The sequence below is a fragment of the Peredibacter sp. HCB2-198 genome (genome assembly GCF_045999315.1).
Taxonomy (GTDB): domain Bacteria; phylum Bdellovibrionota; class Bacteriovoracia; order Bacteriovoracales; family Bacteriovoracaceae; genus Peredibacter.
This window is the reverse complement of record NZ_CP174607.1, coordinates 3,045,777-3,070,302: the sequence shown is the minus strand read 5'-3', so window position 1 is coordinate 3,070,302 and position 24,526 is coordinate 3,045,777. Positions and strand designations below refer to the sequence as shown.

Annotated in this window: 23 protein-coding genes; 13 read left to right on the top strand and 10 right to left on the bottom strand. The window is 43.1% G+C overall.

What is annotated here, in order from left to right:
• The first annotated feature begins 30 nt into the window (after positions 1-30).
• From ACJVC5_RS15535 to ACJVC5_RS15520, 4 genes are read left to right on the top strand one after another with little or no spacing between them, the layout of a single operon-like run.
• Positions 31-657: a hypothetical protein gene (locus tag ACJVC5_RS15535; RefSeq protein ID WP_408096451.1), complete on the top strand. Its 627-nt coding sequence runs from the start codon at positions 31-33 to the stop codon at positions 655-657.
• On the top strand, positions 654-1,325 hold the full coding sequence (locus tag ACJVC5_RS15530) for a heparan-alpha-glucosaminide N-acetyltransferase (protein ID WP_408096450.1): 672 nt from the start codon (positions 654-656) through the stop codon (positions 1,323-1,325). Before ACJVC5_RS15535 ends, ACJVC5_RS15530 begins: the two co-directional genes overlap by 4 nt.
• Positions 1,326-1,350: 25 nt before the next feature.
• Positions 1,351-2,967: a cytochrome c biogenesis protein ResB gene (locus tag ACJVC5_RS15525; RefSeq protein ID WP_408096449.1), complete on the top strand. Its 1,617-nt coding sequence runs from the start codon at positions 1,351-1,353 to the stop codon at positions 2,965-2,967.
• The gene (locus tag ACJVC5_RS15520; RefSeq protein ID WP_408096448.1) at positions 2,960-4,480 is read left to right on the top strand and encodes a cytochrome c biogenesis protein; all 1,521 of its coding nucleotides are present in this window, start codon (positions 2,960-2,962) and stop codon (positions 4,478-4,480) included. Before ACJVC5_RS15525 ends, ACJVC5_RS15520 begins: the two co-directional genes overlap by 8 nt.
• A gap of 36 nt (positions 4,481-4,516) precedes the next feature.
• Here the strand turns inward: ACJVC5_RS15520 and ACJVC5_RS15515 are convergent, their stop codons facing one another.
• From ACJVC5_RS15515 to ACJVC5_RS15490, 6 genes are all read right to left on the bottom strand, one after another.
• Positions 4,517-5,083, bottom strand: coding sequence for a YqaA family protein (locus tag ACJVC5_RS15515; protein WP_408096447.1), 567 nt, complete (start codon positions 5,081-5,083; stop codon positions 4,517-4,519).
• A 51-nt stretch (positions 5,084-5,134) separates the two neighbouring features.
• Positions 5,135-5,446: a hypothetical protein gene (locus tag ACJVC5_RS15510; RefSeq protein WP_408096446.1), complete on the bottom strand. Its 312-nt coding sequence runs from the start codon at positions 5,444-5,446 to the stop codon at positions 5,135-5,137.
• Positions 5,447-5,527: 81 nt separating this feature from the next.
• Entirely contained in the window at positions 5,528-6,763 is a 1,236-nt protein-coding gene (locus tag ACJVC5_RS15505) for a hypothetical protein (RefSeq protein ID WP_408096445.1), read from the bottom strand.
• A gap of 147 nt (positions 6,764-6,910) precedes the next feature.
• Positions 6,911-7,873, bottom strand: a complete 963-nt coding sequence (locus ACJVC5_RS15500) for a trypsin-like serine peptidase (RefSeq protein WP_408096444.1) — start codon at positions 7,871-7,873, stop codon at positions 6,911-6,913.
• A gap of 56 nt (positions 7,874-7,929) precedes the next feature.
• The gene (locus tag ACJVC5_RS15495) at positions 7,930-8,643 is read right to left on the bottom strand and encodes a DUF3050 domain-containing protein (protein ID WP_408096443.1); all 714 of its coding nucleotides are present in this window, start codon (positions 8,641-8,643) and stop codon (positions 7,930-7,932) included.
• Between the two features lie 33 nt (positions 8,644-8,676).
• Complete coding sequence (locus ACJVC5_RS15490) at positions 8,677-9,423, bottom strand: hypothetical protein (protein ID WP_408096442.1); 747 nt, start codon at positions 9,421-9,423, stop codon at positions 8,677-8,679.
• Between the two features lie 109 nt (positions 9,424-9,532).
• Between ACJVC5_RS15490 and fsa the strand changes: the two genes are divergently transcribed.
• On the top strand, positions 9,533-10,177 hold the full coding sequence (gene fsa / locus ACJVC5_RS15485) for a fructose-6-phosphate aldolase (protein WP_408096441.1): 645 nt from the start codon (positions 9,533-9,535) through the stop codon (positions 10,175-10,177).
• Between the two features lie 73 nt (positions 10,178-10,250).
• Positions 10,251-11,090, top strand: coding sequence for a matrixin family metalloprotease (locus tag ACJVC5_RS15480; RefSeq protein WP_408096440.1), 840 nt, complete (start codon positions 10,251-10,253; stop codon positions 11,088-11,090).
• Between the two features lie 31 nt (positions 11,091-11,121).
• On the opposite strand, the gene ACJVC5_RS15475 is transcribed toward ACJVC5_RS15480, so the two are convergent.
• Positions 11,122-12,480, bottom strand: coding sequence for a hypothetical protein (locus ACJVC5_RS15475; protein ID WP_408096439.1), 1,359 nt, complete (start codon positions 12,478-12,480; stop codon positions 11,122-11,124).
• An 82-nt stretch (positions 12,481-12,562) separates the two neighbouring features.
• Complete coding sequence (locus tag ACJVC5_RS15470; RefSeq protein WP_408096438.1) at positions 12,563-13,390, bottom strand: signal peptidase II; 828 nt, start codon at positions 13,388-13,390, stop codon at positions 12,563-12,565.
• 118 nt (positions 13,391-13,508) lie between these two features.
• Between ACJVC5_RS15470 and ACJVC5_RS15465 the strand changes: the two genes are divergently transcribed.
• The 5 genes from ACJVC5_RS15465 to ACJVC5_RS15445 all read left to right on the top strand — a co-directional run bounded on the left by ACJVC5_RS15465 (position 13,509) and on the right by ACJVC5_RS15445 (position 19,831).
• On the top strand, positions 13,509-14,636 hold the full coding sequence (locus ACJVC5_RS15465; protein WP_408096437.1) for a hypothetical protein: 1,128 nt from the start codon (positions 13,509-13,511) through the stop codon (positions 14,634-14,636).
• Positions 14,629-15,306 (top strand): hypothetical protein, encoded by a 678-nt coding sequence (locus tag ACJVC5_RS15460; protein WP_408096436.1) that lies wholly within the window; start codon positions 14,629-14,631, stop codon positions 15,304-15,306. Before ACJVC5_RS15465 ends, ACJVC5_RS15460 begins: the two co-directional genes overlap by 8 nt.
• 8 nt (positions 15,307-15,314) lie before the next feature.
• Complete coding sequence (locus ACJVC5_RS15455) at positions 15,315-16,766, top strand: hypothetical protein (protein WP_408096435.1); 1,452 nt, start codon at positions 15,315-15,317, stop codon at positions 16,764-16,766.
• A gap of 8 nt (positions 16,767-16,774) precedes the next feature.
• Entirely contained in the window at positions 16,775-18,385 is a 1,611-nt protein-coding gene (locus ACJVC5_RS15450) for a hypothetical protein (protein WP_408096434.1), read from the top strand.
• 93 nt (positions 18,386-18,478) lie between these two features.
• Entirely contained in the window at positions 18,479-19,831 is a 1,353-nt protein-coding gene (locus tag ACJVC5_RS15445) for a sensor histidine kinase (protein WP_408096433.1), read from the top strand.
• 26 nt (positions 19,832-19,857) lie between these two features.
• On the opposite strand, the gene ACJVC5_RS15440 is transcribed toward ACJVC5_RS15445, so the two are convergent.
• Positions 19,858-21,288 carry a DNA gyrase subunit A gene (locus tag ACJVC5_RS15440; RefSeq protein ID WP_408096432.1) on the bottom strand — a complete coding sequence of 477 codons (1,431 nt, stop codon included), beginning with the start codon at positions 21,286-21,288 and terminating at the stop codon, positions 19,858-19,860.
• A 2-nt stretch (positions 21,289-21,290) separates the two neighbouring features.
• Positions 21,291-23,312, bottom strand: coding sequence for a toprim domain-containing protein (locus ACJVC5_RS15435; protein WP_408096431.1), 2,022 nt, complete (start codon positions 23,310-23,312; stop codon positions 21,291-21,293).
• Between the two features lie 106 nt (positions 23,313-23,418).
• On the opposite strand from ACJVC5_RS15435, the gene ACJVC5_RS15430 reads away from it, so the two are divergent.
• Both ACJVC5_RS15430 and ACJVC5_RS15425 read left to right on the top strand, forming a co-directional pair.
• The gene (locus tag ACJVC5_RS15430; protein WP_408096430.1) at positions 23,419-24,027 is read left to right on the top strand and encodes a hypothetical protein; all 609 of its coding nucleotides are present in this window, start codon (positions 23,419-23,421) and stop codon (positions 24,025-24,027) included.
• A gap of 47 nt (positions 24,028-24,074) precedes the next feature.
• Positions 24,075-24,512 carry a GNAT family N-acetyltransferase gene (locus ACJVC5_RS15425; RefSeq protein WP_408096429.1) on the top strand — a complete coding sequence of 146 codons (438 nt, stop codon included), beginning with the start codon at positions 24,075-24,077 and terminating at the stop codon, positions 24,510-24,512.
• Positions 24,513-24,526: the final 14 nt, after the last annotated feature.

Below are 24,526 nucleotides of genomic sequence, written 5' to 3'. Positions count from 1 at the left end.
TGAAGTGCATTCAAGGCTAAGATACTTCCTATGATCTTGCCAAGCTCTCTTACTAATATGACTGAATGGACCTTCGTGGGCCCGATGGGACCTTTGGTTCCAGAAACTCTTTCCAAGCACCCTCTCATCGCAGTTGATGGAGGTGCTCATCACTCTCCTCGTCTGGATATCTGGGTAGGAGACGCTGATTCCTACACGGGAAAAGTGAATTGTGATCACCAATATAAGCATCCGGTAGATAAGAATCAGTCTGATTTAGCTCTAGCACTAAGCTTTTTTGGGGAAAATCTCCTCTATAAGTTCCATTTTTGGGGATTTCTGGGTGGAAGAAAAGATCATGAGCTCTTTAATCTAGGAGAGGCCCTGACCTATTTAGAGAATCATCCCGAGTCTCAGATCATCTTTTATGGAGCAGATGGAAAAATTTCTTTTCATCTATTAGGTGCGGGTGATTGGAAATTTCAACATGAAGGACTTTTTTCTTTGGGAACTCTAAAGAAGGTCACCGTGAAAATGACCGGCGAATGTAAATATCCCATCCCTAGATCAACTTTTGTTTATCCCTTATCCAGTCTGGGTCTATCTAATATTGGAGAAGGCACCATCGTTTTAAAAGTGGATGGCCCTGTCTTTATCTATTACCCGGAGGGAAAATGAGAGCGGTTTTTCTCGATTCATTACGCGGAATGGCCGTGATCTGGATGATTATTTTTCATACTGCTTACGACTTAAAGATGTTTCATTACGTCACTTGGAACTTCTCCGAAGGTTTTTGGTACGCGTTTCCACGGGTGATTGCCTTCACTTTCTTATTCTGTGTGGGCATGTCTCTTAACTACGGGCATCGACCAAGCATCAACTGGAGGGCCCTTAATAAGAGAAGTTTAAAACTTGGTGGCGCAGCACTTGCGGTGAGTATCGGAACCTATATTATCTTCCCTTCTCAATGGATTTTCTTTGGAACTCTCCATTGCATTTTTGTGGGTTCGATTTTGGGTGCACTTGTTGTGAATCACCGAAAGCTCGCCTGGGGCCTATTAGGGGCCATTTTAGTGCTGCAATACCTCCTTCACTATGACATCCGCTGGGTTTCTTCGATTCTTCAAAAACCATCCATGGATTTCATTCCGATTTATCCTTGGTTCTGGGCCATTTTGCTTGGGATTTTAGTAGGTCCTTATTTGTCAAGAAATACAGTGCTGCAGCAGATGAAACCCAACAAATTTCTAAACTTTCTGGGCCAACATTCTTTGAAGATTTACTTAATTCATCAGCCGGTCATTTTTGGGACAATTTGGTTGGTTTCTCAGCTAGTGAAAGCGTAACTTTTGTGAGAAATTATGGGCCTCTATGAACACCCTAGTTTCTTACTACCGAAAAGTAGAACTCTTCTTCGGTAACCTCAAGTTCGCTGTCGTCATCATACTCCTCTTTGCCATTGCCTTGGGATACGGAACCTTTATGGAGTCCTATCACGGCACAGAATACGCCAATCGTCTTATTTATAAGTCGATTTGGTTCATGGGCATCCAGTTTGGAATGTTCTTGTCGATTCTGTTCGCAACACTCATCAGATTGCCGATGAAAAAACACCTTTATGGTTTTTATGTCATCCACGCGGGTCTGATTATCCTTTTCTTAGGTTCATACGTGACCTATCAATCGGGAGTGGATGGAACAGTGACGTTGACGCCAAATCTTCCGGCCCGACAAGTGCAGGTCAATCAGGATGAATTAAAAATTCAATTCCCTTCAAAAGGCAAGGAAGTGACAGTGGATCTTCCTTACGTGGCCGGTGCTAAACACCTCGGCTACGAGTATGAAGGCATCAAACTGGGAACATTCCTTCCGTTTGCTGAAAACAAACAAGACTGGCTTCCGGCCAAAATTGAAGACCAAACTCAGACATCATCTCGCTATCGTCTTTATAATGAGAACTTTGGTGAGTTCATCACATTAAGTCTTCACCCTCAGTCTGACTTCAGTAATACGCAACAACTGGGTCTGTTAAATGTGCACTATATGCCATTTAACCTCTCGGACTGTTTTAGTAATAACACTCCCGATGGTCTGATCGTTTGGAACGGTGAAACCACAGATTGTAAGAGCCCGACTCCTGCGGAACTTAAACGCAGAAAGAATCTGGCCGGGAAAGACGTGGTGGAAATTGATTTTAAAGGCGAAAAAGTGACCTTCATGCCGGAGATGTCACCACTTCCTTTGAACGAGAAGATGGAGCTTAACGAGAACTCTCCATACCGCATCTTTAGTAAGAAGCTCTTTGAAAAGAACCCTCATCTCTTCCTTTTCGGTAAAAGTGCCGCTTATTTTGATAAGACCACTTCAAAATGGGTCTCGGAGAAAGTGGAGATGAATGGTGAAATTCCTCTACCGTGGATGGGCTTTAAACTAAGACTCCTAGAGCACAGAAGTGATGCTTACCCGACCATGGTTCCAAGTTATGTGAAGCCAGTTCAGGACAACGGTCAGACGATAAAAGGTGACCTCAAAGCGGTGGAAGTTCAAATGGACGGACACACGTTCTGGGTCAATTCTCAGGAGCCAATCGCCTACAATAAAGAAGGGGAACGTGTGACGTTCATGGTGACTAAGAAAACCATCACACTTCCTTACGAGATTGTTTTGGATAATTTCAAGATGGACACAGATCCGGGAACGAACAATCCAGCAAGTTATGAGTCTTTTGTGACTGTATTTAAAGGGAACGAAGGTTCAGAAAAACATCATGTGTATATGAACCACCCTTTGAAGTATCAGAACTTCACTTTCTATCAGGCCTCTTATTTCCAAACTCAGGAAGGCCCTTTCGGAAGTGTTTTAAGTGTAAACTTCGACCCAGGTAGATTTTGGAAATACCTTGGTTCTCTTCTCTTAGTACTTGGTTCCATCTGGCACTACATTTTGAGAAGAAAAACGGTCGCTAAACCAGGAGAGGCCCGTGCTTAAGTTTCTAATTATTTTCCTTATGACGATTTCGAGCGCTTTTGCTCAGATGAATGTTTGTACTCCAGAGCTTGATACTTTCCCAGTTCAGGCCGGCGGACGCGAGAAACCTTTTTATGTGCTGGCACTGGATACAGTGAAGTACATGACAGGTGAAAGCAAGATTGAAGGTATGGACGCAACCACCGCCTTCTGTAAGCTGTCGCTTAAGGCCTTTGGAATGCCGTTAGAAATTCCAGTGAACATCAAAGTTGATCACGTTGAAGTGAGAAAACTTTTGGGCATGAAGGAAGACCAGACCACCATTCCGGTTTCAGAACTTGAAATGAAAGTGGGCATTATGGAAACTGAACTTGCCCAACTTAAAGAGAACAACTCTTATAAAAAAGAACTCACGAAGGTGAATTCTCGTCTAGGAACTTATGCGGCGATTGTTAACGGTCGCGCATGGACCATTCCGGTGAAGGAAGGAGACAAGATCAAGTTCCTTTCTATTGGCGAGTTCATGACTCAGGAAAGAGTTGAAGGTGCGGCCGGCAAAGGCGCAAACCCTGTTTCATATCTTTTGGGCCAGGCAAAATCTGATTACCTATCAGTTAATGGCGACCACTACATGCTGGAGTATAAATACTTCAAGTGGAACTTGTTTGTATGGGCCCTCATTTCTTCATTACTCGCCATTATCGCGTTTGTGGTAACGAAGAACAGAATCCCTGGGGCAATCTTCACGGCCCTTACCATCGGCCTTCAAATCGCTTCTATGACCATGAGAGTTCTGATCTCTGGCCGTGCACCAATTACCAATATGTATGAAACCGTGATGTTCTCGGGCTTTGGCGCCCTGGTAATTAGCTGCTTTATTTTCGCTTTTAGAAAAGAGATCGTGTTCATCCTAGCGGGTCTAGGTTGCAATATCCTGGGTCTCTTCATGATGAAATTTGCTCACGGTATGCTGGATGAAGGTATTTCACCTCTCGTTCCAGTGCTTCGTGATAACTTCTGGCTCTCTACTCACGTTTCAACCGTGATTCTTTCATACGCGGCACTTGCCCTGTCTTGGTTAATCGCCAACTCACTTCTTCTAAGAAGCCGCTTTTCAACTGTGAGTTCAGCTGAGTACCGCTATCAAGTAGACCTTATCTACACATGTATTAAAGTGGGTGTGGTGATGCTGGCAGCGGGAGTAATCCTGGGTGGCGTGTGGGCCGACTACTCATGGGGTCGCTTCTGGGGTTGGGACCCGAAAGAAACATGGTCACTGATTGTTCTTCTGGTTTATATGGCCATTCTTCATGGTAAATACACGAGCTGGATTCCTGCTCACCGCTTTGTTACTTTAGTTGCTGGAGCGTTTATGAGTGTGATGATGGCGTGGTTTGGTGTGAACTACATCCTCGCTTCAGGCCTTCATTCTTACGGCTTCTCAGAAGGTGGAGCGATCTTCCTCGGGACATTCTTCCTGATTCAGATCGTGATTCTCGTGATTGGAACAGTTAAAATGAAAAAGACTGCTTAAATAAAGAAGGGCCCGGTTTCGGGCCCTTCTTTTTAACTAATCTATATTCATCCCCGCATCTTTCAATTCATCCTTCATTCCCCAAATCTTCTTTAACATCTTTGGTGAATGAGATCCCAGATAGGCCATTAAAACAAATTTTAAAAAGCGTCCGGCAAATATCACCAGCGTTAAGGTCATAATGGGAGTACTGGCCAGTCCGGCCAGGATCAGAACCGGATGCTGATTTATGGGCAGAACAGCAACAATAAAAACGATCAGAATATCGTAATTCTCAAAGAACTTTTCAGTCCATATCCAAACTTGAGTCTCAGTTATTCCTGAATAGTATTCCTGTATCCAAGGCAGTCCCTGCATTTCCACTAAGGCACAAAACAAAACCGACCCAATGGTGGATCCCACCGAGACAAATAAAGCAAACAGGAACCAGCGTTTCGGGATGAGCATGGAGCTCGCGACGAGTATCCCATCATTCGGAATAACAATCAGGAAATTATCGAGAACGGACAATACGCTAATGAGAACTGGGTACCAGGGCCTGTCAGCAAACTGCTCAAGCCATTTAACATATTTCTGAACTTTTTGATGTAACTTAACGAACATTTGATCCCTCAATTGACATGACTAAAATATGACTTAATGGCCAAGAAGGAATTAGGCGGAAGCTATATCTTGATAAATTTTTGCACCGGAAGAGATAAAATTCGATACTTCAATGAAGTTGTATTTTGCTAAAAAAAAGTGTCGCTTCAATAGAACTGCGGATACAGCACTTAAGAACTTGAGGTCTCCGCTTCCCGGATGCAACTGCTTTTTAAGGAACACTTTCTGTGGAGCTACAGTTCTCGAGTGGACCGCATTTTTTTGATCGAGCTTAAAATATTTATCGGCCACTCCGGGGAGATCCAGATTCGTTGCCGAGAAGATAAAAAAGAATGAGATGAGAAAGCTCAAAAATAATTTCATTTCAAGAATTCTAATCTCTTAAAAAAAATTAATCCAGCCCTAAGGACCAAAAAAAAGGGCCCCGAAGGGCCCTCAGTTTAATTACTGAACAATGTAGAAATTTGCTCTCTGAGCGTAGATACGATTAATCATACCTTGGTCCCCAGTTGATTCAAAGAAACCAACCAGAGCACCTTCCGTGCGAACCTGCTGAACATAGAATGAATTGATAAAAGCTTCTACGTTGCCTTTTAACCAACCAGGAATTTGGATGAAGCCAAGGGCAACTCCCGCTAGATTAAGAAGAGCGCGGTTACGTTTTACACGATTTGGATTTGAGTAATCGTAAGCTAGAGCTGGCTTAGACGAGAACTGGTGAGCTGTGTGGTGAAGGTGATAAATCTTCTTTGCTCCAGCTTCAGTAACATTCACGAAAGCGTAGTTAAGCTTTGTAATGTCTTCGAAGTTAACGTTCGTCATTGGGCCCTGCCAAGTATTGATGCGAGCGTTACCTGCACGAACTTGCTGATAGAAACGTTGGAAACCAAAGTTTAACCAGTCACGAGCAGCGGCGTTTGAAGAGAAGATGTCCAGCATATCGATGCGGTACTCATAGATTGAAGAGACCGTGCGATCCACTTCTTCTTTTGTCATACCAAGTTTTGTCTCAGGAATTGACTCGAAATAATGAAGAAGCATGTTGTGGTGGAAGTGACGCTGTTCCATCATCATGTCGTGAACGCGAACGATCACGAAGCTCGCGATATTAAGGGCCGGAACGTTGGCGAAATGTTTCTTCGCTTGCTCAAGGGCCCACACCACAACCTTGTATGTCACTTGTCTCTTATAGAAGAAACGAGGGTCTTCAAGGTTAGCAAGGATTGTTGGGTCAACGAATTGGAAGGCCTCGTTAAGTTTTGTTTCGAATTCTTTCCAGAAGTCCTTCGGTGCCAGAACTTCTGTGAACGTATTGTTGACGTTGATATTTGGGATATTCAGAAGAGATTCTTTGATCTTCTGAGCTTCCTGATTACCATTGGCCTTTGAATATGGATCAAGACCCATGCCATAAAGCATGTCATCAATTTCAGCTTCAACCTGACTGTCTGTCAGATTCATAAAATTTTTCTGTTCTAGTTTAAGATCAGCCTTTAACTGCTCAATGAAAGGCTTGATAGTGAAACGAGTGATCGCCTTCTTTAATTTGATGGTCGTAACAACACCTTGTTCATTTTTAACAAGTGTAAAGCGGTTGTTGAAACCTTGAATTGACAGGTCCTGAGCGAATGCCGACACAGAAAGTGCCAGACCCATGGCCAATGTTAATAAACGGGACATGATATCCTCCTTAATTTATAAAAACCATTCCGTTGGTTATTCAATGTAGTAGTTAATGCTATCGAAGACTCAAACGGTAAGACAATCTTGGAAGGAATTGAAATGACTTGTTATGCCTATTATTTTCTTACAATCAAACTATTTTAATCAGTCTTTTGGTTCGATTTTTACCTGACGGTGATTGAACATGCGGTGATACCAGGACTTAAAACTCTTAATATCACGGAGAGTTTTTGGTTGAGAGACTTTGAGTTCATCAAAAATAGTAGAGATCAGAACACCACGGTTAAACGAAGTGTCTGCAATATAGTTTTCTCCAGTGTGGGCCCAATTAATACCAATCACTGCACGGCGCTCATTAAAGATGGGTGCTCCCGAAGAACCGTTCAGGGTCGGAACGTAATGATAGAACTCTCCTTCCTTGATCTTTAACCCTCGCCCACTCGAACCTTGAATCCCCAGGCCCGCAGCGTTTCCGATATGAAGTAAGGAAGCATCTTTGTCCGGACGAATTTTTTTAGTGAGCCTTAGAGGTTTCACGTCTGTTCCAATAGGAAGGCCATTGCTCATAGGTTTCATTTCTACGACACAATAATCATACTTAGAACTGCAGAAGCGGACCTTCTGACACTCCACTCGCTCATCACGGTGATTTAATTTAATGGAGAATTTTCCACAGCTCCAGTTTTTTGCATTTGGGGTGTAGGCCATGACGTGGCGGTTGGTAAGAACGATATTAAGGCCCACTAAAAAAGCGGTTCCCACACTGGTTCCAGTTCTGGTGGTGGCCTCAAAAACAGAGAGAGCAAGGGACTGCTCTTCTTCGAAGTCCTCAGGATCCATTTCAGAGGAATAGCCTTCTTTAAAAACCTTGGCACTTAAATGATCGTTGTTAGTGATCTCAACCACCGGGCCCGTTACTTTCACCAGACCTTCTTCTTCAGAGATTGTATAGCCTTTAAAAAGATAATGGAGACCGGCGAGGCTTCGGGCCGGCACAATTGTCCATGAACTGGCCAGCCCCCGATATGAGTCCACTTTTTCTTCGATCTTCACCGGAGTGAAAATTAAGACAAATAATGTGCAGAGAAGAACTTGATAGCACTTCATATTGGTCATGTCGGTCTTTAGGTTTAAAGCTTGAGAACTGGACTAGACTCGTCTACTTAGACCGATGTCTTGAGGACTGTGTCCCAGAGCATGTGTCTCATTTCGAGGGCCTTTAATCCGGCATCCAGACCCATGGTTCTTAACTTAGGATCATTGCCCACCAGATAGTCAAAGCACTTTAAAGCGAGCGGTCCATGCTCTCCTGAATCCACTTCAATATGTCTTTCAAGATAATACAAAAACGTAGGAGCCGAAATGTTTTCTTTCTTCAGCACGTCGACAATTGACTGAAACATATCGGGAATGAGTTTTTCTCTCCCAAAAAAGAAACTCGCGGCCACTTCAACCACATGACCATCTTGAGCGACTTTTAAATTATGATTAACGAACTCACGAGCACCGGCCGGAATAAGATTTAAATTTCCTGAGGTAAGAAAGTTTTTAACAAGGGTTGTATCGGCCCCAATTTCTTCCATGCCTTTAAGATACAAATCAAAGTGAGAAATAGGTGTCCCCTCTTGATCCACATCACTCTCCTCACCTAGAACGATCTGATTAATCAGCCGAACCATCTCGGCTGGATATGAACTTGGTCTCCAAGGAACAGAAACACAGGTAATGTGGCGTTGAAGAGATTTCAGAAGACTCATGAAGTCCCAGACCGCAAAAACATGGTAACCCATGAAATGACGGATGGATTCCAGGTCTTGAAATGTTCCGTATACAGGATGAAGAGTCAGCTCTTTTTGCTTATGTTTGATGGCTTCCATAAATGTCCTCAAAGTGAGGACACAATAGCATTTTTATTCTTTGATGTCTTGCGGTCTGTGGCCAACGGGAAGGCCCTGGTCATGATCCAATTGCCAACGATCGGTCATGAGTTCCTGACGTTCAACTCGGTAAAATAACAAGGATTCATCCAGCTCATTGAGCTTTTTCATAAGCTCGTTCTGAAGCACCAAGCGCTCTTGCTTCAGAGTAATCATATCATCCAGGGCCTTGCGCTTTTCTCTCTGAAGGCGATTAATCTGCTCATCATAATCTGCGGCCGTTTTTACTTTTTGCTGATCGAAGGTCCAAAGAAAATGATTGATATCATTGAGTTGCTTTAAGAAGTCTTCTTTGCGAAGAATCAGTTGCTCACGATACTTACTGGCCTCAAAAACTCTCAGGGCCAGGGTCTTTGAGTAAAAATTCAAGACCGTCCCTCGACGAAAATACTCAGAGGTGGAATAACAAGGTCCCAGGCTCTCCACGTAGATTGTGAAATGAAAGTCCTCAACATTTCGAACGAAGGCCTTACAGAAATCACGGGACTCTTTGAGGTTTACTTTGAACAGAACCGAATCACCGGCCCGGAAAAATTTGGTGTTATTATTCTCGACATGGATCTTAAACACTCGGGCACTATCGTCCTTGTCTGAGACACGTCCTGAAAAGCGTTCATAATCCACCTTAGGATCAATGGAGCCGCGGTTTTCCGGCGCCAGGACTCCCTCATTGGGTAAATTTGGCACAACGACAACCGCCTTCGCGCTCAGGCTGAACATGAAAAAAAACAGGAGTGAAAAGTGGCCAAATGTCCTCATGCTTTTTATTATGGTTCAGATTCAAAAGAAACCCAAGACGTTTTAAACCCGACCTCTTTAGGAGACTAATATGGAATTTTTTATTGATACTGGTGACATCAACGAAATCAAGACGGCCTACGCCTGGGGATTTGTTGATGGTGTGACAACTAACCCAAGCCTCGTGGCAAAAACTGGTAAAGACCAGGCCGCTCTAATCCGCGAAATCTCAGAAATCGTCGATGGCCCGATCTCAGCTGAAGTGATCTCCCTCGAAGCTGACGGCATGATTAAAGAAGGCGAAGAGCTCGCTAAAATCCACAAAAACGTGGTGATTAAGCTTCCAATGACAAAAGACGGAATGATCGCTTGTAAGCACTTTTCTAAAAAAGGCATCAAGACCAACGTAACTCTTATCTTCTCTGCGAACCAGGCCCTTCTGGCGGCTAAAAATGGTGCAACTTATGTTTCTCCATTCGTTGGTCGCTTGGATGATGTAGGTCAAACAGGAATGGATCTTATCCAAGAAATTCGCGTGATCTTTAACAACTATGGTTTCGAAACCAAGATCCTTGCAGCATCTCTTCGTCACTCAACTCACGTAAAAGATTGCGCCATGGTAGGGGCCGACACGGCCACTCTACCATTCAAAGTTATCGAAGGTTTATTCAACCACCCGCTAACTAAAAATGGTCTAGACCAATTCATGGCAGATCACGCTAAGTCTAAGAAATAAGACCTTAATTTAATCTCAAATTACTCCGGAAAGAGCCGATATAGAAATGTGTCGGCCCAGACCCGGAGTACATTTGAAGACGTTATTATTTGTTCCCATTCTATTTTCTCTCGTTGCTTGTAATGCAACTAAAACTGAAGAAGTCACCACTGGTGGTGTCGTTACGAGTACAACTCCTCATATTTGGGGAAATCAGAGCTTTCCAAAAAAACTTTATATCTCAGAAGATTTTGATACTGAGGAAATCGATAACATCGCTGATATGGCCGTCCAATGGGACGCGGCAGTTGAAAATAAAAAATCATTTTTTGCCATTCAAAGTTCTCTGACTCCAGAATTATCTGAACAGGTTTCTGGTTCTAGAGGATTTCAAGACGGAATCTTCGGTGTCTATAAAGTTGTTAAATGGCCAACCGATCTTCCCGGTGCCTTGGCCGTGACTCAAATGTTTGGAACCGTCTACAACTCCGGTGACAGTGATGAGTATTACTCAGTTCAACACGCCGATATTCTCGTAAACTACAGATATACATTTTATAGCGGAGATTCTGGTTACGGGTATGATCTTAAAACGGTTCTTCTGCATGAAATGGGCCACTTCATTGGCCTAAACCATCAAAACGTTAACTATTCTCAGCGCTACTCGACTGTGATGTACCCTTCGGTAAGTAGCTCAGATAAAAAAAGAGAACCTATGCCACTTGATCAGGTCACGCTGGCCTCTCATTATAACATTACACTTAGCTCTTCTTCTTCATCGTCTCAAATGGTGGCCCCAAGAAAGGAATACAAGCCCCGTGACACTGGTATTGATGTGGTCATGGTGCTTGAACTTTATCCTGATGAATGTGTTCACCGTGTGAATGGAAAAGTGGTGGGCCGCCATCCGGCCAATGTGAAAAAATCAAACTAAAAAAAAGGCCCACTAAAGTGGGCCTTTTTTATTAAAGCAGCTCTTGAAGCTCTTCTAGACTAAGTTTCTGATGATGCATGTGAGGAATGTTCTCCATGCTCTTGTTGTAATCAAATTTGTTTTTCGTTCCAAAAGTATATTTCTTAAAGTCTTCTTCAAGAGATTCACCATAGAACGCACTCATCTCTTGAATAAACTCTTCCACAAATAATGGAGCAAATCGACGATGCTCAATCATATGGCGCATGAATGGCTTCAACCCGCCTTTGGCTGAAAGCTTGTTGTCCATATAACTCATAAAACGCTCACCAAATGAGTAAGCAGAGTAATCAGTGTAGCGAGTGTAGTATAAACGATTCGACATCATGCTTGTCCCAGAAAGAACAGAAATGGACTGGTACCCCTTGTCTCTCCACGAGGCCAGGGCCTCATCTAACCAACCACTGTTTCCATTGGCCGGCATAACTCCACGAGCGAAGTACGAGTGAAACATTTCATGTCCGACCGCACTGACTGAAGTCATTGTAGCGCCACAGTACTCCATCCCGCCTGAACCAGCATTATAGATCGTAAGAGATGGGTGAGGCCAAGCTCCATAGTCTCGCTCGAGTTCCTGGAAAACGCTTGTGGCGGCGTTTTTCATTTGATCAAGAGCAGTTGCTGCGTTCATTGATTTTGCCACATAAATAACAACTGGGATTTCACGTCCATCAATTGATTTAAGAGAATAACGAGTCTCAAGCACCTGAGAGGCAGGAGTTGTATGGAAGAAAATGCTCGATGAAGTATAGTGAGACGGATACGTGATTTTATAAGATCCGGCCTTTACTTCTTCTACCGCACCATTGGTGTAAATATTTTGAATCGTTTTCGCTCCGATAAAGTTCACGGTGATCGTCATCTTTACTTGGTCAAACTCAAAATTGGCCGGCATATAGCGCTCAAGAAAACGACGATCATCAAGATCTGAAGACCAGAATGCGCTCTTCACGCCGCCATCAACGTAATCAACCAGAGTCGTCAAAGGAACAGTCACTGATAGCGTGTGAGAACCAACTTCTACGTTTTTATTGACCACACGGAGAGTGGTTTCACGATTTGGAGTCTTAGTGGAAAAGCTTGAAGTATTTTGGCCATCAAGCACAACAAATGATGGATCCGCATAACTATCAAAGATCGGCATACCAGCTTCAGGAGCATGGAACTTAATCATGGCCGTCACGACTGCACGACGAGAGGTCATGTCGTAGTTGATAGTGTAATCAGCGGTTGTGAAATCCACAAACACTGCTTTTCCACTGCTCGTGAGGAATGATTTTGGTCTGTGTGAAAGATCATTGCTGGCAAAAGCAGCAGTCACAAACAAAAGACCTAGAAGGAAAAATTTCATAAGAACTCCTTAATGATCAAGCAGCGCATTTGATCAAATAAGGGGTAAAGTGACAAGTTCTAGAGGGTAATTGCGTCCCGTGTCATTTATGCTTATTAATGTATTCCCGGAGACGATCGGCCACTTGTTCAAGGTCACGATAGTTGTCACCATCTCTGAAAGTGAGCTTACGGTCCTTCCCTTCAATTAAATCATCTACATAAAGTTCAAAAGCGTAGAGAGGGCCCGCACTCTTATGACTAATCACGATTCCGGCCAGAAAGGCCATGGAACAAAATAAGAGAGTTATCAAAGAATATGTCATGAAATAAGTGAGCATGAGATGCTGTTTATTTGTAATGAATGGTGAAACCGTAGTGTTGAAAAACGAAAATGAAAAAATCCCTAATATCAAAGAGCATGAAAAAACTACCAAGGCAAAGTTTAATCCGACCTTGTACTGCTCTTTGGGCCAGATAAGATAATTCCCACGCATGGAATCTGGATGCCAAATAAGCTTATCTTTTCCAAAAATCACATAAAGAACAAGACCCACACCCATCCACAAAAAGACATCGGCCAAATTAAAAACTGATCCATTAAGCGGGATAAAATCTATTGTCTTACCGTAGATGATCTTGTCGATCACATTACCAAACATTCCACCCACTAAAAGTGAAAGCCCATATTTCAAAATACTCGCACGTGACGGAATGATGTACATCAAGAACACATAAACGAAGAACACAAGTCCCGCAAAACATCCCAGGGCCACAATTCGAATATTGTCCGGAAGATTTGCATAGAGACCCATAATGAAACCCTGATTGAAATGCAGGGTAGAAAGGGTCATCCCCCACTGTTTCGTGAGCTGATCAATCACAATGGCCAGGACCAGGATTAAACCTGATATAAGAAATCTTTTGTTCATCTGTCTTCTCTTCGGAAAATGCTGAAATAACTTCAATCCCTGACTGATTCGTTCAATCTCATTTTAAACAAGTTTTAATGGGAGATTCCGATGGGACTACTACATTTGAGGAGGCCGGTTGAAAAAACGACTTTTAATTTTAGCGACACTCGTGATCTCTCACTCATGGGCGGGCCCAAAAGAACAAGCGTGGAAACTTCATAACCGTTTGACAGGGGTTCCTCCTAAGAAGGCCGTATTCGATCAAATGGTGAACCAAATCAACGCCGGAAGACCTGAAGAGGCAGCAGAACTTGCGATGGAAAATCCCAATTTCTATAACGTGGTCTTAAAGAATTGGATCAAACCATGGAGTAATCGCGAGCGAACGTCTCGCACAGACTTAAACGATTATGTGGCGACTGTTATTGGTGTCGTTCGTGACAAAGTTCCATTTACCCAGGTCCTTCATAGTGACATTCTTTATACGGTCAATGGCGCGACTCCCACTTATTCTTACGCAAACAATGATCATTATAAAAATGCTGAATCAAGAAACCTCAACCTTAAAGACAATCTTGTAAAGCAAACTCAATCGTCTCTCACAGGACTTCCAACCGAGGCCGTGGCCGGCGTTATCACCACACGTGCTTCTGGAGAGGCCTTTTTCTCTGCCGGTACCAATCGTCGTGTAAACCGATTCATCTTTATGAATTATCTTTGTAAAGACTATGAAGAACTTCACGATGTCACCATTCCTGACTTTCGTGTTCGCGGAGACGTAGAAAGAAAACCCGGTGGAGACGCCAGAACCTATAAGAACAAATGTGTCGGTTGTCACGCGGGCCAGGACGCACTCGGTGGTGCTTACGCCTATTATGATTTTGTGAGTGGAAGATTGAACTACACTCCAGGAACAGTCGTGACTAAAATGAATCACAACGTTTATCACCCTGATGCTTTTGTGACCAAAGACGATTCCTGGTTAAATCTCTGGGCCATGGGCCAGAACGCCAAGCTTGGCTGGCGCGGAAATACATCGGGGAATGGGGCCCGGGCCATTGGCCAGATGTTCTCTCAATCCAAGGCCTTTTCACTTTGTCTTACTTCAAAGGTCTATCAGTTAGTATGCATGAAAGCGCCCACTCATGCTGATGACAAGGCGGCGGTTGAATCACTTGCCCAACAATTTGAACAAGACAATTACAATCTTAAAAACCTAATCGTGAACACTTCAGTAGGATGTATTGCCGATGAAGATGAATAGTAAAATTGCCGTTAAGATCACGGTCATTCTGATGTTAATGGTCCTCGTTGCGACCTTCACTCACTGTATGCCAGAAAACACACTCGACATCAAAGAGCGCGGTACGGAGTACAGTAACTATACTCCTCCAAGCAGTGTTCCTAAGAGTGAAGAACAAGAGCTAAATGAGACCCAAGTCACAGTTGGGGTCAAAAACCACGAACAAATTCTTCAGACCATGGCCACCCTTACAGGTGTTGATCCACAAACGAACACTAATGTGATGAAGGTGTATACCGAAGTGGCACTTTCACTTCCGACTGGAAATGATGTGAAAGTATTTTCACCTACTCATCAGATCGCCATTTCTAAACTTGCGGCCCAATTTTGTTACGCAGTCGTGATCGAGACCCCGACTCTAAGAGCGAACATCTGGCCCAATTTTAATTTTGGCCAGGCCTCTGGAAATCCAATGTCAATAGAACGAAGAACTGATGCCATTAACGGGGCCATTGATAACTTTTGGCTAGGAATGGTCGAGGGCGAAGAGCTTATAGAGGCCCAAAAAGATCTGGATGCACTGATGGAAGAACTCACAAAGAATGAGGCAAGCAGTACAAATCTCACACTCAAGGCCATGATTGGTCTTTGTACGGCCACACTATCCAGTGCCCACGTGATTCTACTTTAAGGGAACATATGAAAAAGAAACATGAAGTAGATGATGTCTTAAAACCTATGTATCACGAAGGTCACCGTTTAAAAACCAGACGTGACTTTCTGGCCCAGGGTTTTCTTGGAATGACAGCGTTTGCTTTGGCACCAAGCGCTCTTTCGATGCTCTCATCAAGTGCTCATGCGGCAGAATGTGCGCCTCCTATTTTTGAACATCTCACCCCTGTGATCATCATTGATATTGCCGGTGGCGGAAACATCGCTGGTTCTAATGTCATGGTAGGTGGTGCCGGAGGGCAAATGGATTTTCTGGCAAGCTATGCTTCCCTTGGACTTCCCACAGAATTTCATCCCTCAAAATCCGGCCAAGTGAATACTGAGATGGGCCTCGCCTTTCATTCAAGCTCTGGAATTCTTCAGGGAATTCGAAACATCACTTCACAAAGTACACGTGACAACACAGAAGGCATTATTTTTTGCACAACTTCCGATGATGATACCGGAAACAATCAATCAAACCCGATTTACTGGTTACACAAGGCGGGGGCCAAGGGAAAGCTAGCTCAGCTAGCAGGAACACTACAAACTGAATCAGGAGGCAACTCTACTTCCCCACTTGATTCGATTAATCCCGCGGTCGCTCCCGTCAGAATCACGTCACGCCAGGAGGCCATCAACCTCGTGAGCACCGGAACTATTTTGGGCTCTCTTTCTGAGTCTAAGGTAAGAAGCATTATGAATACCGCCTCACGAATTAGTGAAAGAAAACTTGCGGGGTTCTCTCGTCGTTCACTCCCTGAGCAAATTCAGGCGTTGGTCGGATGTGGTTTCTCTGAATCGTCTGAGCAGCTTTATAAAGTGAAACCGGGTGACGTTGATCCAAATGAGGACATGGTCGCTAAAACGATTTTTGATAAAATCACCAATTCTGATACTCGCAACCGCTCTCGCGCCATCTCAAAACTTGTCTTAGACGGACATATTGGCGTTGGAACGATCACACTTGGTGGCTTCGACTATCATGACGGAACAAGAACAACCGGTGACGCCAGAGATTTTGATCTGGGTCAGCTCATGGGCGCCATTATGGAACTTGCAGCGGCCAAAAAAACGGACGTTGTTATCTATGTTTTAACAGATGGTGGTGTTGCGGCCAATGGAACTGTTGATAGCACTGGAAAGTTTGTCTGGGCCGGAGACTCGGGCCAGCGATCGGCCACTTTTATGATGGTCTACAAAAATGATGGAAGACCTTCTCTTCGAACAACAAAACGTCAGATTGGATACTACAAGGCCAACGGTGCAGTTGAAGGCTCGGCCATGCTCACAAGTAATAGTGTGGTGACAACTTCCAAGGCCATGGTGGCAAACTATCTGGCCCTTCATGGTCTTGAAGGCAACTTTGAAAATGTGGTCGGAGATGATCCTTTTAGAAACAAGCTGGATCAATACCTGGTTTTTGATAAACTAAAGTAGGAGCAACTTTGTCTTTTAATATTTTCAAACTCGCAGTGATTTTTCTTTTGGGGGCCATCCTCGCGGTCTACACCAACTGTGGCAGGCCAGGAAATCTCATGTTTGAAAGTGGTTATCACGCCAGTGGCTCGGAAGCTTCTTATGAGGCCTTTCAAAAATCTGTTTATTCTGTCACTCGCTCAAATTGTATTAGCTGTCACTCAAATATTCAGCCCATGCATGCCTCGGATAATTATCATGAGGCCCATGACATTCTGGTCTCTCAACAAAAGGTAAACTTCGAAAATATTTCGGCCTCACGAATTGTGGCAAAACTTCGCGGTGAAAACCACAACTGCTGGAGTGACTGTGAAGAAAATGCTCAAGAGATGGAACGGGCCATTGAAACATGGAAGGCCGCTCGAAGTATTTCAGGGTCCATCGACGAAGAGGAACCATCAGATTTGGCAATTTATACGAATGAAACAGATACGCTGGAAATGGAGTTTGCAAATGCCGGGAATCCTCCAAGCTCAAACACGGTAAAACTTAATGTTGAAGCGGCCATGAAAGAGGGCCCAATGACTTTAGTGAACTCCGAGGACGGCCCTTACCTTACTGTCACAAATAATCTCAACAATACTCTGGCCAGCGACGCAACCAATGCAGGTATTGCCTATATGAACTTCACAGTTCCTATGAATGGAACTTACCGCATCTGGGGTCTAGTGAATGGCCCAACTGATGGAGACAACTCTTTTTATATTGCCATTAGAAACTCTAGTACAAGAGCATTAGTAAGCGGAAACCCACGAAATTTTGATTTCACTCCAGGTGCTCGTTTTGAATGGCGCCAGTTTAATGGGACGACCTACAATTTAATCAAGGACACCAACTACACTCTTGAACTTCGTCAAAGAGAAGACGGAGCTCGTGCCCAGGCCTTTGTGGTCACTTCTGATCCAGCGTTCAACGGTCAAGAAGTGGGAGATTTTTTCGGTATCACTTTAAGTTATGATCTTTCTTCAATCATTCCTAACGCCAGCTTTAAAGTGAATATCGTGGATTACGATCTTTACAGTTATAAAATCACAAAACCAAGGATTGTTGCCCCAACCAATGTGAAAGTAAAGAACATCAAGTTGTTTATGAATGGGGCCTACTCTCCCCAGCACTCGGCCTACACCCTCGTAAATAAAATTGCGACGGCCAGTGATAATGTCCTTTCCCCCTACGCCATGATCGTCATTAAAGATAAGGGCCTCTCGGGAGACAAATTAAAATTCTCATTTGAGGAACTTTATCCAACGGAATCGGCCGGCGGAACTACCGGTGGAACTGGTGGCGAAATAGGATCACAAACTTCACTGATGGCCTATCAAGCAACAGCTTATCCTATTTCTCGTAGCTCGGCCTATAGCTGTGTCAGCTGTCATATGAGTACCTCTCCAAGACATGCTTCAGATAACGTTCAAACGGCCCATGATGCAACTTTGAGTGTGGTCGACTTCAATACCCCTGCCAACTCTCGTATCGTCCGTAAAATGAGAATAGAACGCCATAACTGTGGTGCGAACTGTGATAGTATTGCGACCCAATACGAAAATGCCATTATCGAATGGCGTAATAGACGAGAGTAAAATCTACATTTTCGCCTAAAGACCACCTTAAGAATTTAAGGTCCTCTGAAAGAATTGTTGCGGAACTTCCCCTCTGTGGCTTACTCCTTTTTAATGGATCAACGACAGAAGCAAATCAATAATCTGTTATGGAAGGAAGTGGCCGCCAAAAGCACTCCGGCCGCCATTACTTTCATTGTTATTGCGCTCCTGATTTCCTTTTATCATTTCAATCTTACGGTCAATACCGGCATCATAAAAGGCGCCTGTCTTCTGGTGATCTTCGCCAATATTTTTCGCTACTATGTCTCTAAACAAATTGGCACCCATGATATCGCTTCTGAACTTCAACGAAATCAAATGAGAGTCAGTATCTGGCTCAATTCCGTAGGATGGGGAGTGATCTTTTCTCTTTCGACCTATGAACTCAATATGGTGGGCTATCAATTTGCGATCTTGATTACCATCATGATGGGGTTCCTTGCCTCATCCCTCATCACCCTGGCCTACGACAAAACACTTTTTATTCCTTTTCAACTTCTCATCATTGTCCCTATGGTGGCGGTGTCTTTTTATCAGTATCAGGTGAGAAGAATTGACGATGCCAAGTGGATCACCTTTGCCATGGCCTTCTTTATTTTTTATCAAATGAAGCAATACCGAGATTACCGGGCACTACTGATTCAAAGATTCACCACCCAGTTAGAGCTGGCCGACTCCTACGAAGAATTGAAAGAAAGTCAAAAGGCCCTGATTGATCAGACGGCAAAACTCATTCACGCTTCAAAAATTTCAGCATTAGGAGACATGGCCGGGGGCCTTGCCCATGAAGTGAATAATTCCCTCATGGTCATTTTGGGTTCCACACAACAAGTGGAAAGAGATCTTAAAAAAAGAGAGGTCATGACTTCAGACCTCCAAGGGAAAATGAATCTCACTTCTCAGGCGATCTTTAAAATTAAAAATGTGATTGAAGGCCTAAAGTATTTCTCACTCCAAATGGAGACCGCTCCTAAAGAAGTGGTGCCTTTAAAAGATGTGATTAACAGGACTTTAAATTACTGCCATGAGCTTTTAAAGGCCCATCAAGTGGATTTTAAGGTCTACGAAGTCCCTGAGGTTAAAATCTTTTGTAACCCTTTTCAGATCACCCAAATTCTTTTTGCCCTCACAAAGAACGCCGACGATGCGCTAAAAAGCTGTAAGACCTCGAAGTGGATTCATTACGAATTTGAACTTGTAGAACATTTTGTGCTGATCAAAGTAAAGAACTGCGGGAACACGGTCTCATTGGAAAATCAGGCCAAACTCTTTCAGCCGTTTTTTTCTACCAAAGATGTAAACCAGGGATCAGGGCTCTCCCTCAGTATCTCAAAGGGCATGGCCATGGATCATAAGGGAGATCTGTATTTTGAATTGGACGAATACTCAACGAGCTTTGTTCTAAAACTTCCCATTACAAATTAGAAGGGCCTCTTTTGAGGCCCTTTATTCTAGTGTCTTGTCTTAGTTTTTTCAGCTTTAGCTTTTGCGAAGTTTTTCTTCTTCTCGGCCTCTTTATCATTCATGATGGCCGATAGTTTCTTGCCGGTATCTTCCAGCTCTTCGATAAGCTTTTTCTTAATCTGCTCAGGAGATTTAAGGACCTTCTTGAACTCATTAAGAGCGTTTGTTTCTTCTTTGATAAGAAGCTGACGTTTCTCAACTTCCTCTTTGGTCATACGGTAGATGGCCATATCAGCGAGGTATTCAGCGTATGTGAATTTCTGCTTCGTCAGGTAATCAATATAGTCCTTACGGTTGGCCTTCTTCTCAGCGATGGCATAATGCTTCTCGCGGATGAAGCGGATGATCTCGTTGTTCTTTGTTAAACGGTCTTCATAATCTTTGATAAGAAGCTCATAACGGCGTTTTGTGACAGCAAGACGTTGAACCGTGAACACTTCTAGAATTTCTTCTACAGCATTGAAGACCTTCACACCTTTTTCAGTAATAAGGGTGTAGTTAGGAACGATCGAGCTGATCGTGCCCATTGTCTTTTCAACTTCTTCTAAAGTCGGAGTCTGACCGCGTTTGAAGATAAGCTCAACATTAATCACGTTATCCACAGAAGAATCGATGTAATCCTTCAGGAAATCGTTATCCATGTGCTTATTCAGATGTCTGTAGATCTTCTGAGCGTCGTAGCCCTTAGGAACTTCAGTAATGAAGATCTTCTCGCCCACTTGCTTAAAGCTCATCTTCGTGATGATTCTTCCCTTCTCATCAATTTCCACCTTATCAGTGTAATAACGGAAGTAAGGCTTAATCTTTTTGATTTTTCCAGTCTCAATGAATGAGATCATCGACTTGATAATATCTTCGTGGTTAAAGCTTGGAATGACGGAAGAGAAACCAGTTCCGATACCTTCAGCTCCGTTTAGAAGCATGATAGGAAGTTTCGGAAGTAGCCCCATTGGCTCCATGACCTTCTCATCATAGTTAGGAACCATTTCCACCTGGTTCATATCATCGAAAAGAAGAAGTTCAGCAACTTTACCTAATTTACACTCAATGTAACGGGCAGCGGCCGCCTGGGTCTCCATTCTTTCCCCGAAGTAACCCTTCTTATCAATAAGTGGGTAGTTGTTCGAGAACGTATAGTCCTGGGCAAGGTTTACGATTGATTGCTCAACCGATGCGGGACCGTGCGGGTGAAGAGTCAGAACCAATCCAGTAAGAGAACTTACTTTAATCAGACCTTTGTTCGAGTTCTTCCAAAGAGTGAAAAGAATACGACGTTGAGAAGGCTTTAGACCATCCTGAAGGTATGGAATCGCGCGATCCATCAGCGTATAGATCTGATAGGTTCTGTATTCTTCTTTTACTAGTGCCTCAAGAGGCACAGCAGTCATTGAATGTAGTGCTTGTTGATTATCTTTCATATTTACGCTCTCGCTTCACTTTTTTTCTTTGCCTTGTTACCGGCAATCACGTTCGTAAGATCGACATCGATTTCATCCGAATCAATCAATAGATCCTTACGAAGTTGTGATTCTTTACCGAAACAAGTTTCAAGCATTGATTTAGAAGCACTCATGTCCTTCACAGAAATTTTTGTGAAATCTTTACGGCTAAGAACATGCTTGAAAGCTTCCTGGCTCATCTCACCAAGACCCTTGTTACGCATGATCTCTTTAATTTTGATGTCTTTGCGAACTTTAAGCTTCTCAAGTTCATCAGTTGATTCACAGTAAATTGTTCCTTTATCTGTCACAACCTCAAAAAGTGGGGCCTTCGCGATCTGGATCATGCCTTTTTCAAACATTTCAGGCCAGAACGTGAAGAAGAAGTTCGTTAGAAGTGTATTGATGTGTCCACCATCCACGTCCGAATCGGCAAGGAAAACGATTTTTGAGAAACGAAGCTCTTGTGCTTCTGCTTTCTGGCCAATCGCCAGACCAATTGAACTCATGATGTCGGCGAACTCTTGGTTCTCAAGAACTTCTTTGATAGAGGCCTGAGAAACGTTCATTGGCTTACCTTTAAGGGCAATTCCACCTTGATACATCTTATCGCGGGCCGAACGTAGACCACCGATGGCCGAGTCACCTTCACAGATGAAAAGAGCACATTTTGTTCTGTCTTTTCTTTCGTTAGCATCAAGAAGTTTTTCAACTCTTTGCTTTTTACCTTTCTTCGCAAGTTTAGATGCATCTTTAAGATCCATCATACGTTGACGAGATTTTGCTCTCTCCATGATGTGATCAAGAAGCTCTTGGTTCTTACGCATAAACTTTGTCATGCCATCGGCCATGAAAGTTTCTAGTGCTTTCTCAAGAAGAGCATCACGAACTAGCTTACGCTTAGTTTGAGATTCAAAACGAGGATTCGGCATAACAATACCGATCACAAACGTCATACCAGCAAGAACATCGTTATCTACAAGAGTTAACTTATCTTTCTTAGCGGTACGCTCTAACTTATCTTTAACGGTATTAATAAATAGACGCTTAATACGATCGTGATGGAAACCGCCGTCATATGTCGGAGTAGAGTTCACGAAAGAGATCATTCTTTCTTTATCATCAGACTTCTTATCGAAAGTCACAGAAACATGAACATCATACTGGGCCTTAACTTTGGCACCTTTGATGTTGGTTGTTTCATAAACAAACTTCTCATCTCCAATGAGCTGAGCAGTTGTTCCATCAATACGCTGAGCAAGTTCGAAAAGGCCTTTCTTATAAAGGTATTTCTCGTCGTTGAAATAGAACGTAAGTCCTGGGTTATTGTACGCAAGGTCGATAATACGTTTACGGAGTAGCTCTTTATCTACGACTTGGTTCTTATAAACTTCTTTAGCAAGAGTCAGTTCAACTCTTACACCAGATGGACCCTTAAATGGCTTTTCTTTTGTTTTATGGATTTTCAGAGCGCCATCAATGAACTCGTAAGTTTGTTCTTTCTTCGAGTTATAGTGACGAACTGTGGCCTTGAACATATCAGATGTAAGACATGTTGCTGAAGCACCCAGACCGTTTTGACCAAGAGTACGGTAAAGGAAGCCTTTTTCATCCACTTCTTCATCTTTAAATTTAGAGCCCGTTCTGAATTCCGTATAAACGTCTTTCATTTTTGCGAGCGGGAAACCAATTCCGTTGTCCTGAACCGTTACAACCTTACCGTCCGGTGAAAGGTTACAGTGAATTTCAGTCACGTGACCGCGATAAAACTCATCAATACAGTTATCAAGGATTTCTTCGATGGCCTTAGATTTGGCCTGATGGAAATTTACTTTCTTAAACTCGAGAGAATCGGTTGTATAAACGTAAGTATCTAGCTCTTCAATGTCATTACTTCCGAAAACTAGAGTTACACGGTTTCGGCAGTGCCAACGCTGGTCTTTGCTCTCAATTAGAGCTTCCTTGACCTTTGCGCCACGGCGCTTCACTTCTTCGACGGCCATTGTCAAAGTCTCCTTTAAAGTTGCTTGCAGGAAAATCAATAGGATAAGATTAAGGTCATCCCGAACAATAGGTCAACAAATGAGATGTCGATTTTTATTTCTTTTCTTGAGTTTCTTTATCAATGAAAGTTCTTTATCTCAGACCAGAGTGAATCTTTCTGCAAGTTTTGATAAACCAATTTTGGACGAGCTTAAACCTTTTTATACGCCTTCAGAAGGACAAATCGAAGATTTATTAAAAGGCGAAGTTATTTCAGTAGGTAAAGTCGATTCACCAACACCGAAAGAACAACAAATGATGTTGTTTGTTTCCGGTATCCATCCACGCAATTGCATTCGGGCCATGAGAAAACTTTCTCTCTATGAGAATTATCACAACTACATGGATTTTGTTAAAAGCAGTACCTATGATGACAAAACACAGAGACTCAATTTCACGATAGATCACGCCCTTCTTCCATTCCCGATGGTAGTGGAATTTAAAATTCCACGAATCACCAAGCCAGGTCACTATCCATTTGTTTTTGAAAAAGGGTTTTTGAAAGATTTGAAAGGAACCGTGATCGTTCATGACGTTGGAAAGTACTGTCTTTTGGGTCTCAAAACCGACTGGCGAGGTCCGGAATCTAAAATTCCGAATGTCGTGTTTAGCACCTTTGTTCAAACTGTTGGACGACTTGGACTCGAGCACTTAATTCGCGTCTCAATATTTTAATCAGGTTTTTCTTTGTCAAATCACATCGTTAGCATTAATCTCGATGCGTGCAAGTTTTAAGAATTAAACCTATTGATACCCATCACATCAGACACAAGATGCTGCGTCCTAATGGTACGCTCGATGATTGCATCTTCCAGGGTGATAACGATGAAATGACTTTTCACCTGGGTGCCTTTGTGGACAAGAAGCTGGTGAGCGTTGCTTCGTTTTATTTTGAACGTAACGAAAAATTTCCGGATCAATATCAGTATCGCCTGCGTGGCATGGCCACTCTTCCTGAATATCAGGGGCAGGGTCTATCTTCGGCCCTTTTAAGAACGGCCTTTCCGGTCATCAAACAAAACCAATGCACACTCTTGTGGTGTAATGCCCGTGAAAAGGCCATGGGTTTCTATACCAAGGTCGGCTTCCAACCAACTGGTGAGTTCTTTTCAATTCCTCATATTGGAAAACATATCTTGATGTCTATCAAGATTGATTAGATAATCTTTTTATA

What these genes read in the sequence shown, in the direction of transcription:
- ACJVC5_RS15535 (WP_408096451.1), top strand. Translation starts at nt 31, where the DNA reads ATGATCTTGCCAAGCTCTCTTACTAATATGACTGAATGGACCTTCGTG.
- ACJVC5_RS15530 (WP_408096450.1), top strand. Translation starts at nt 654, where the DNA reads ATGAGAGCGGTTTTTCTCGATTCATTACGCGGAATGGCCGTGATCTGG.
- ACJVC5_RS15525 (WP_408096449.1), top strand. Translation starts at nt 1,351, where the DNA reads ATGAACACCCTAGTTTCTTACTACCGAAAAGTAGAACTCTTCTTCGGT.
- ACJVC5_RS15515 (WP_408096447.1), bottom strand. Translation starts at nt 5,083, where the DNA reads ATGTTCGTTAAGTTACATCAAAAAGTTCAGAAATATGTTAAATGGCTT.
- ACJVC5_RS15510 (WP_408096446.1), bottom strand. Translation starts at nt 5,446, where the DNA reads ATGAAATTATTTTTGAGCTTTCTCATCTCATTCTTTTTTATCTTCTCG.
- ACJVC5_RS15505 (WP_408096445.1), bottom strand. Translation starts at nt 6,763, where the DNA reads ATGTCCCGTTTATTAACATTGGCCATGGGTCTGGCACTTTCTGTGTCG.
- ACJVC5_RS15500 (WP_408096444.1), bottom strand. Translation starts at nt 7,873, where the DNA reads ATGAAGTGCTATCAAGTTCTTCTCTGCACATTATTTGTCTTAATTTTC.
- ACJVC5_RS15495 (WP_408096443.1), bottom strand. Translation starts at nt 8,643, where the DNA reads ATGGAAGCCATCAAACATAAGCAAAAAGAGCTGACTCTTCATCCTGTA.
- ACJVC5_RS15490 (WP_408096442.1), bottom strand. Translation starts at nt 9,423, where the DNA reads ATGTTCAGCCTGAGCGCGAAGGCGGTTGTCGTTGTGCCAAATTTACCC.
- fsa (WP_408096441.1), top strand. Translation starts at nt 9,533, where the DNA reads ATGGAATTTTTTATTGATACTGGTGACATCAACGAAATCAAGACGGCC.
- ACJVC5_RS15475 (WP_408096439.1), bottom strand. Translation starts at nt 12,480, where the DNA reads ATGAAATTTTTCCTTCTAGGTCTTTTGTTTGTGACTGCTGCTTTTGCC.
- ACJVC5_RS15470 (WP_408096438.1), bottom strand. Translation starts at nt 13,390, where the DNA reads ATGAACAAAAGATTTCTTATATCAGGTTTAATCCTGGTCCTGGCCATT.
- ACJVC5_RS15460 (WP_408096436.1), top strand. Translation starts at nt 14,629, where the DNA reads ATGAATAGTAAAATTGCCGTTAAGATCACGGTCATTCTGATGTTAATG.
- ACJVC5_RS15455 (WP_408096435.1), top strand. Translation starts at nt 15,315, where the DNA reads ATGAAAAAGAAACATGAAGTAGATGATGTCTTAAAACCTATGTATCAC.
- ACJVC5_RS15445 (WP_408096433.1), top strand. Translation starts at nt 18,479, where the DNA reads ATGGATCAACGACAGAAGCAAATCAATAATCTGTTATGGAAGGAAGTG.
- ACJVC5_RS15440 (WP_408096432.1), bottom strand. Translation starts at nt 21,288, where the DNA reads ATGAAAGATAATCAACAAGCACTACATTCAATGACTGCTGTGCCTCTT.
- ACJVC5_RS15435 (WP_408096431.1), bottom strand. Translation starts at nt 23,312, where the DNA reads ATGGCCGTCGAAGAAGTGAAGCGCCGTGGCGCAAAGGTCAAGGAAGCT.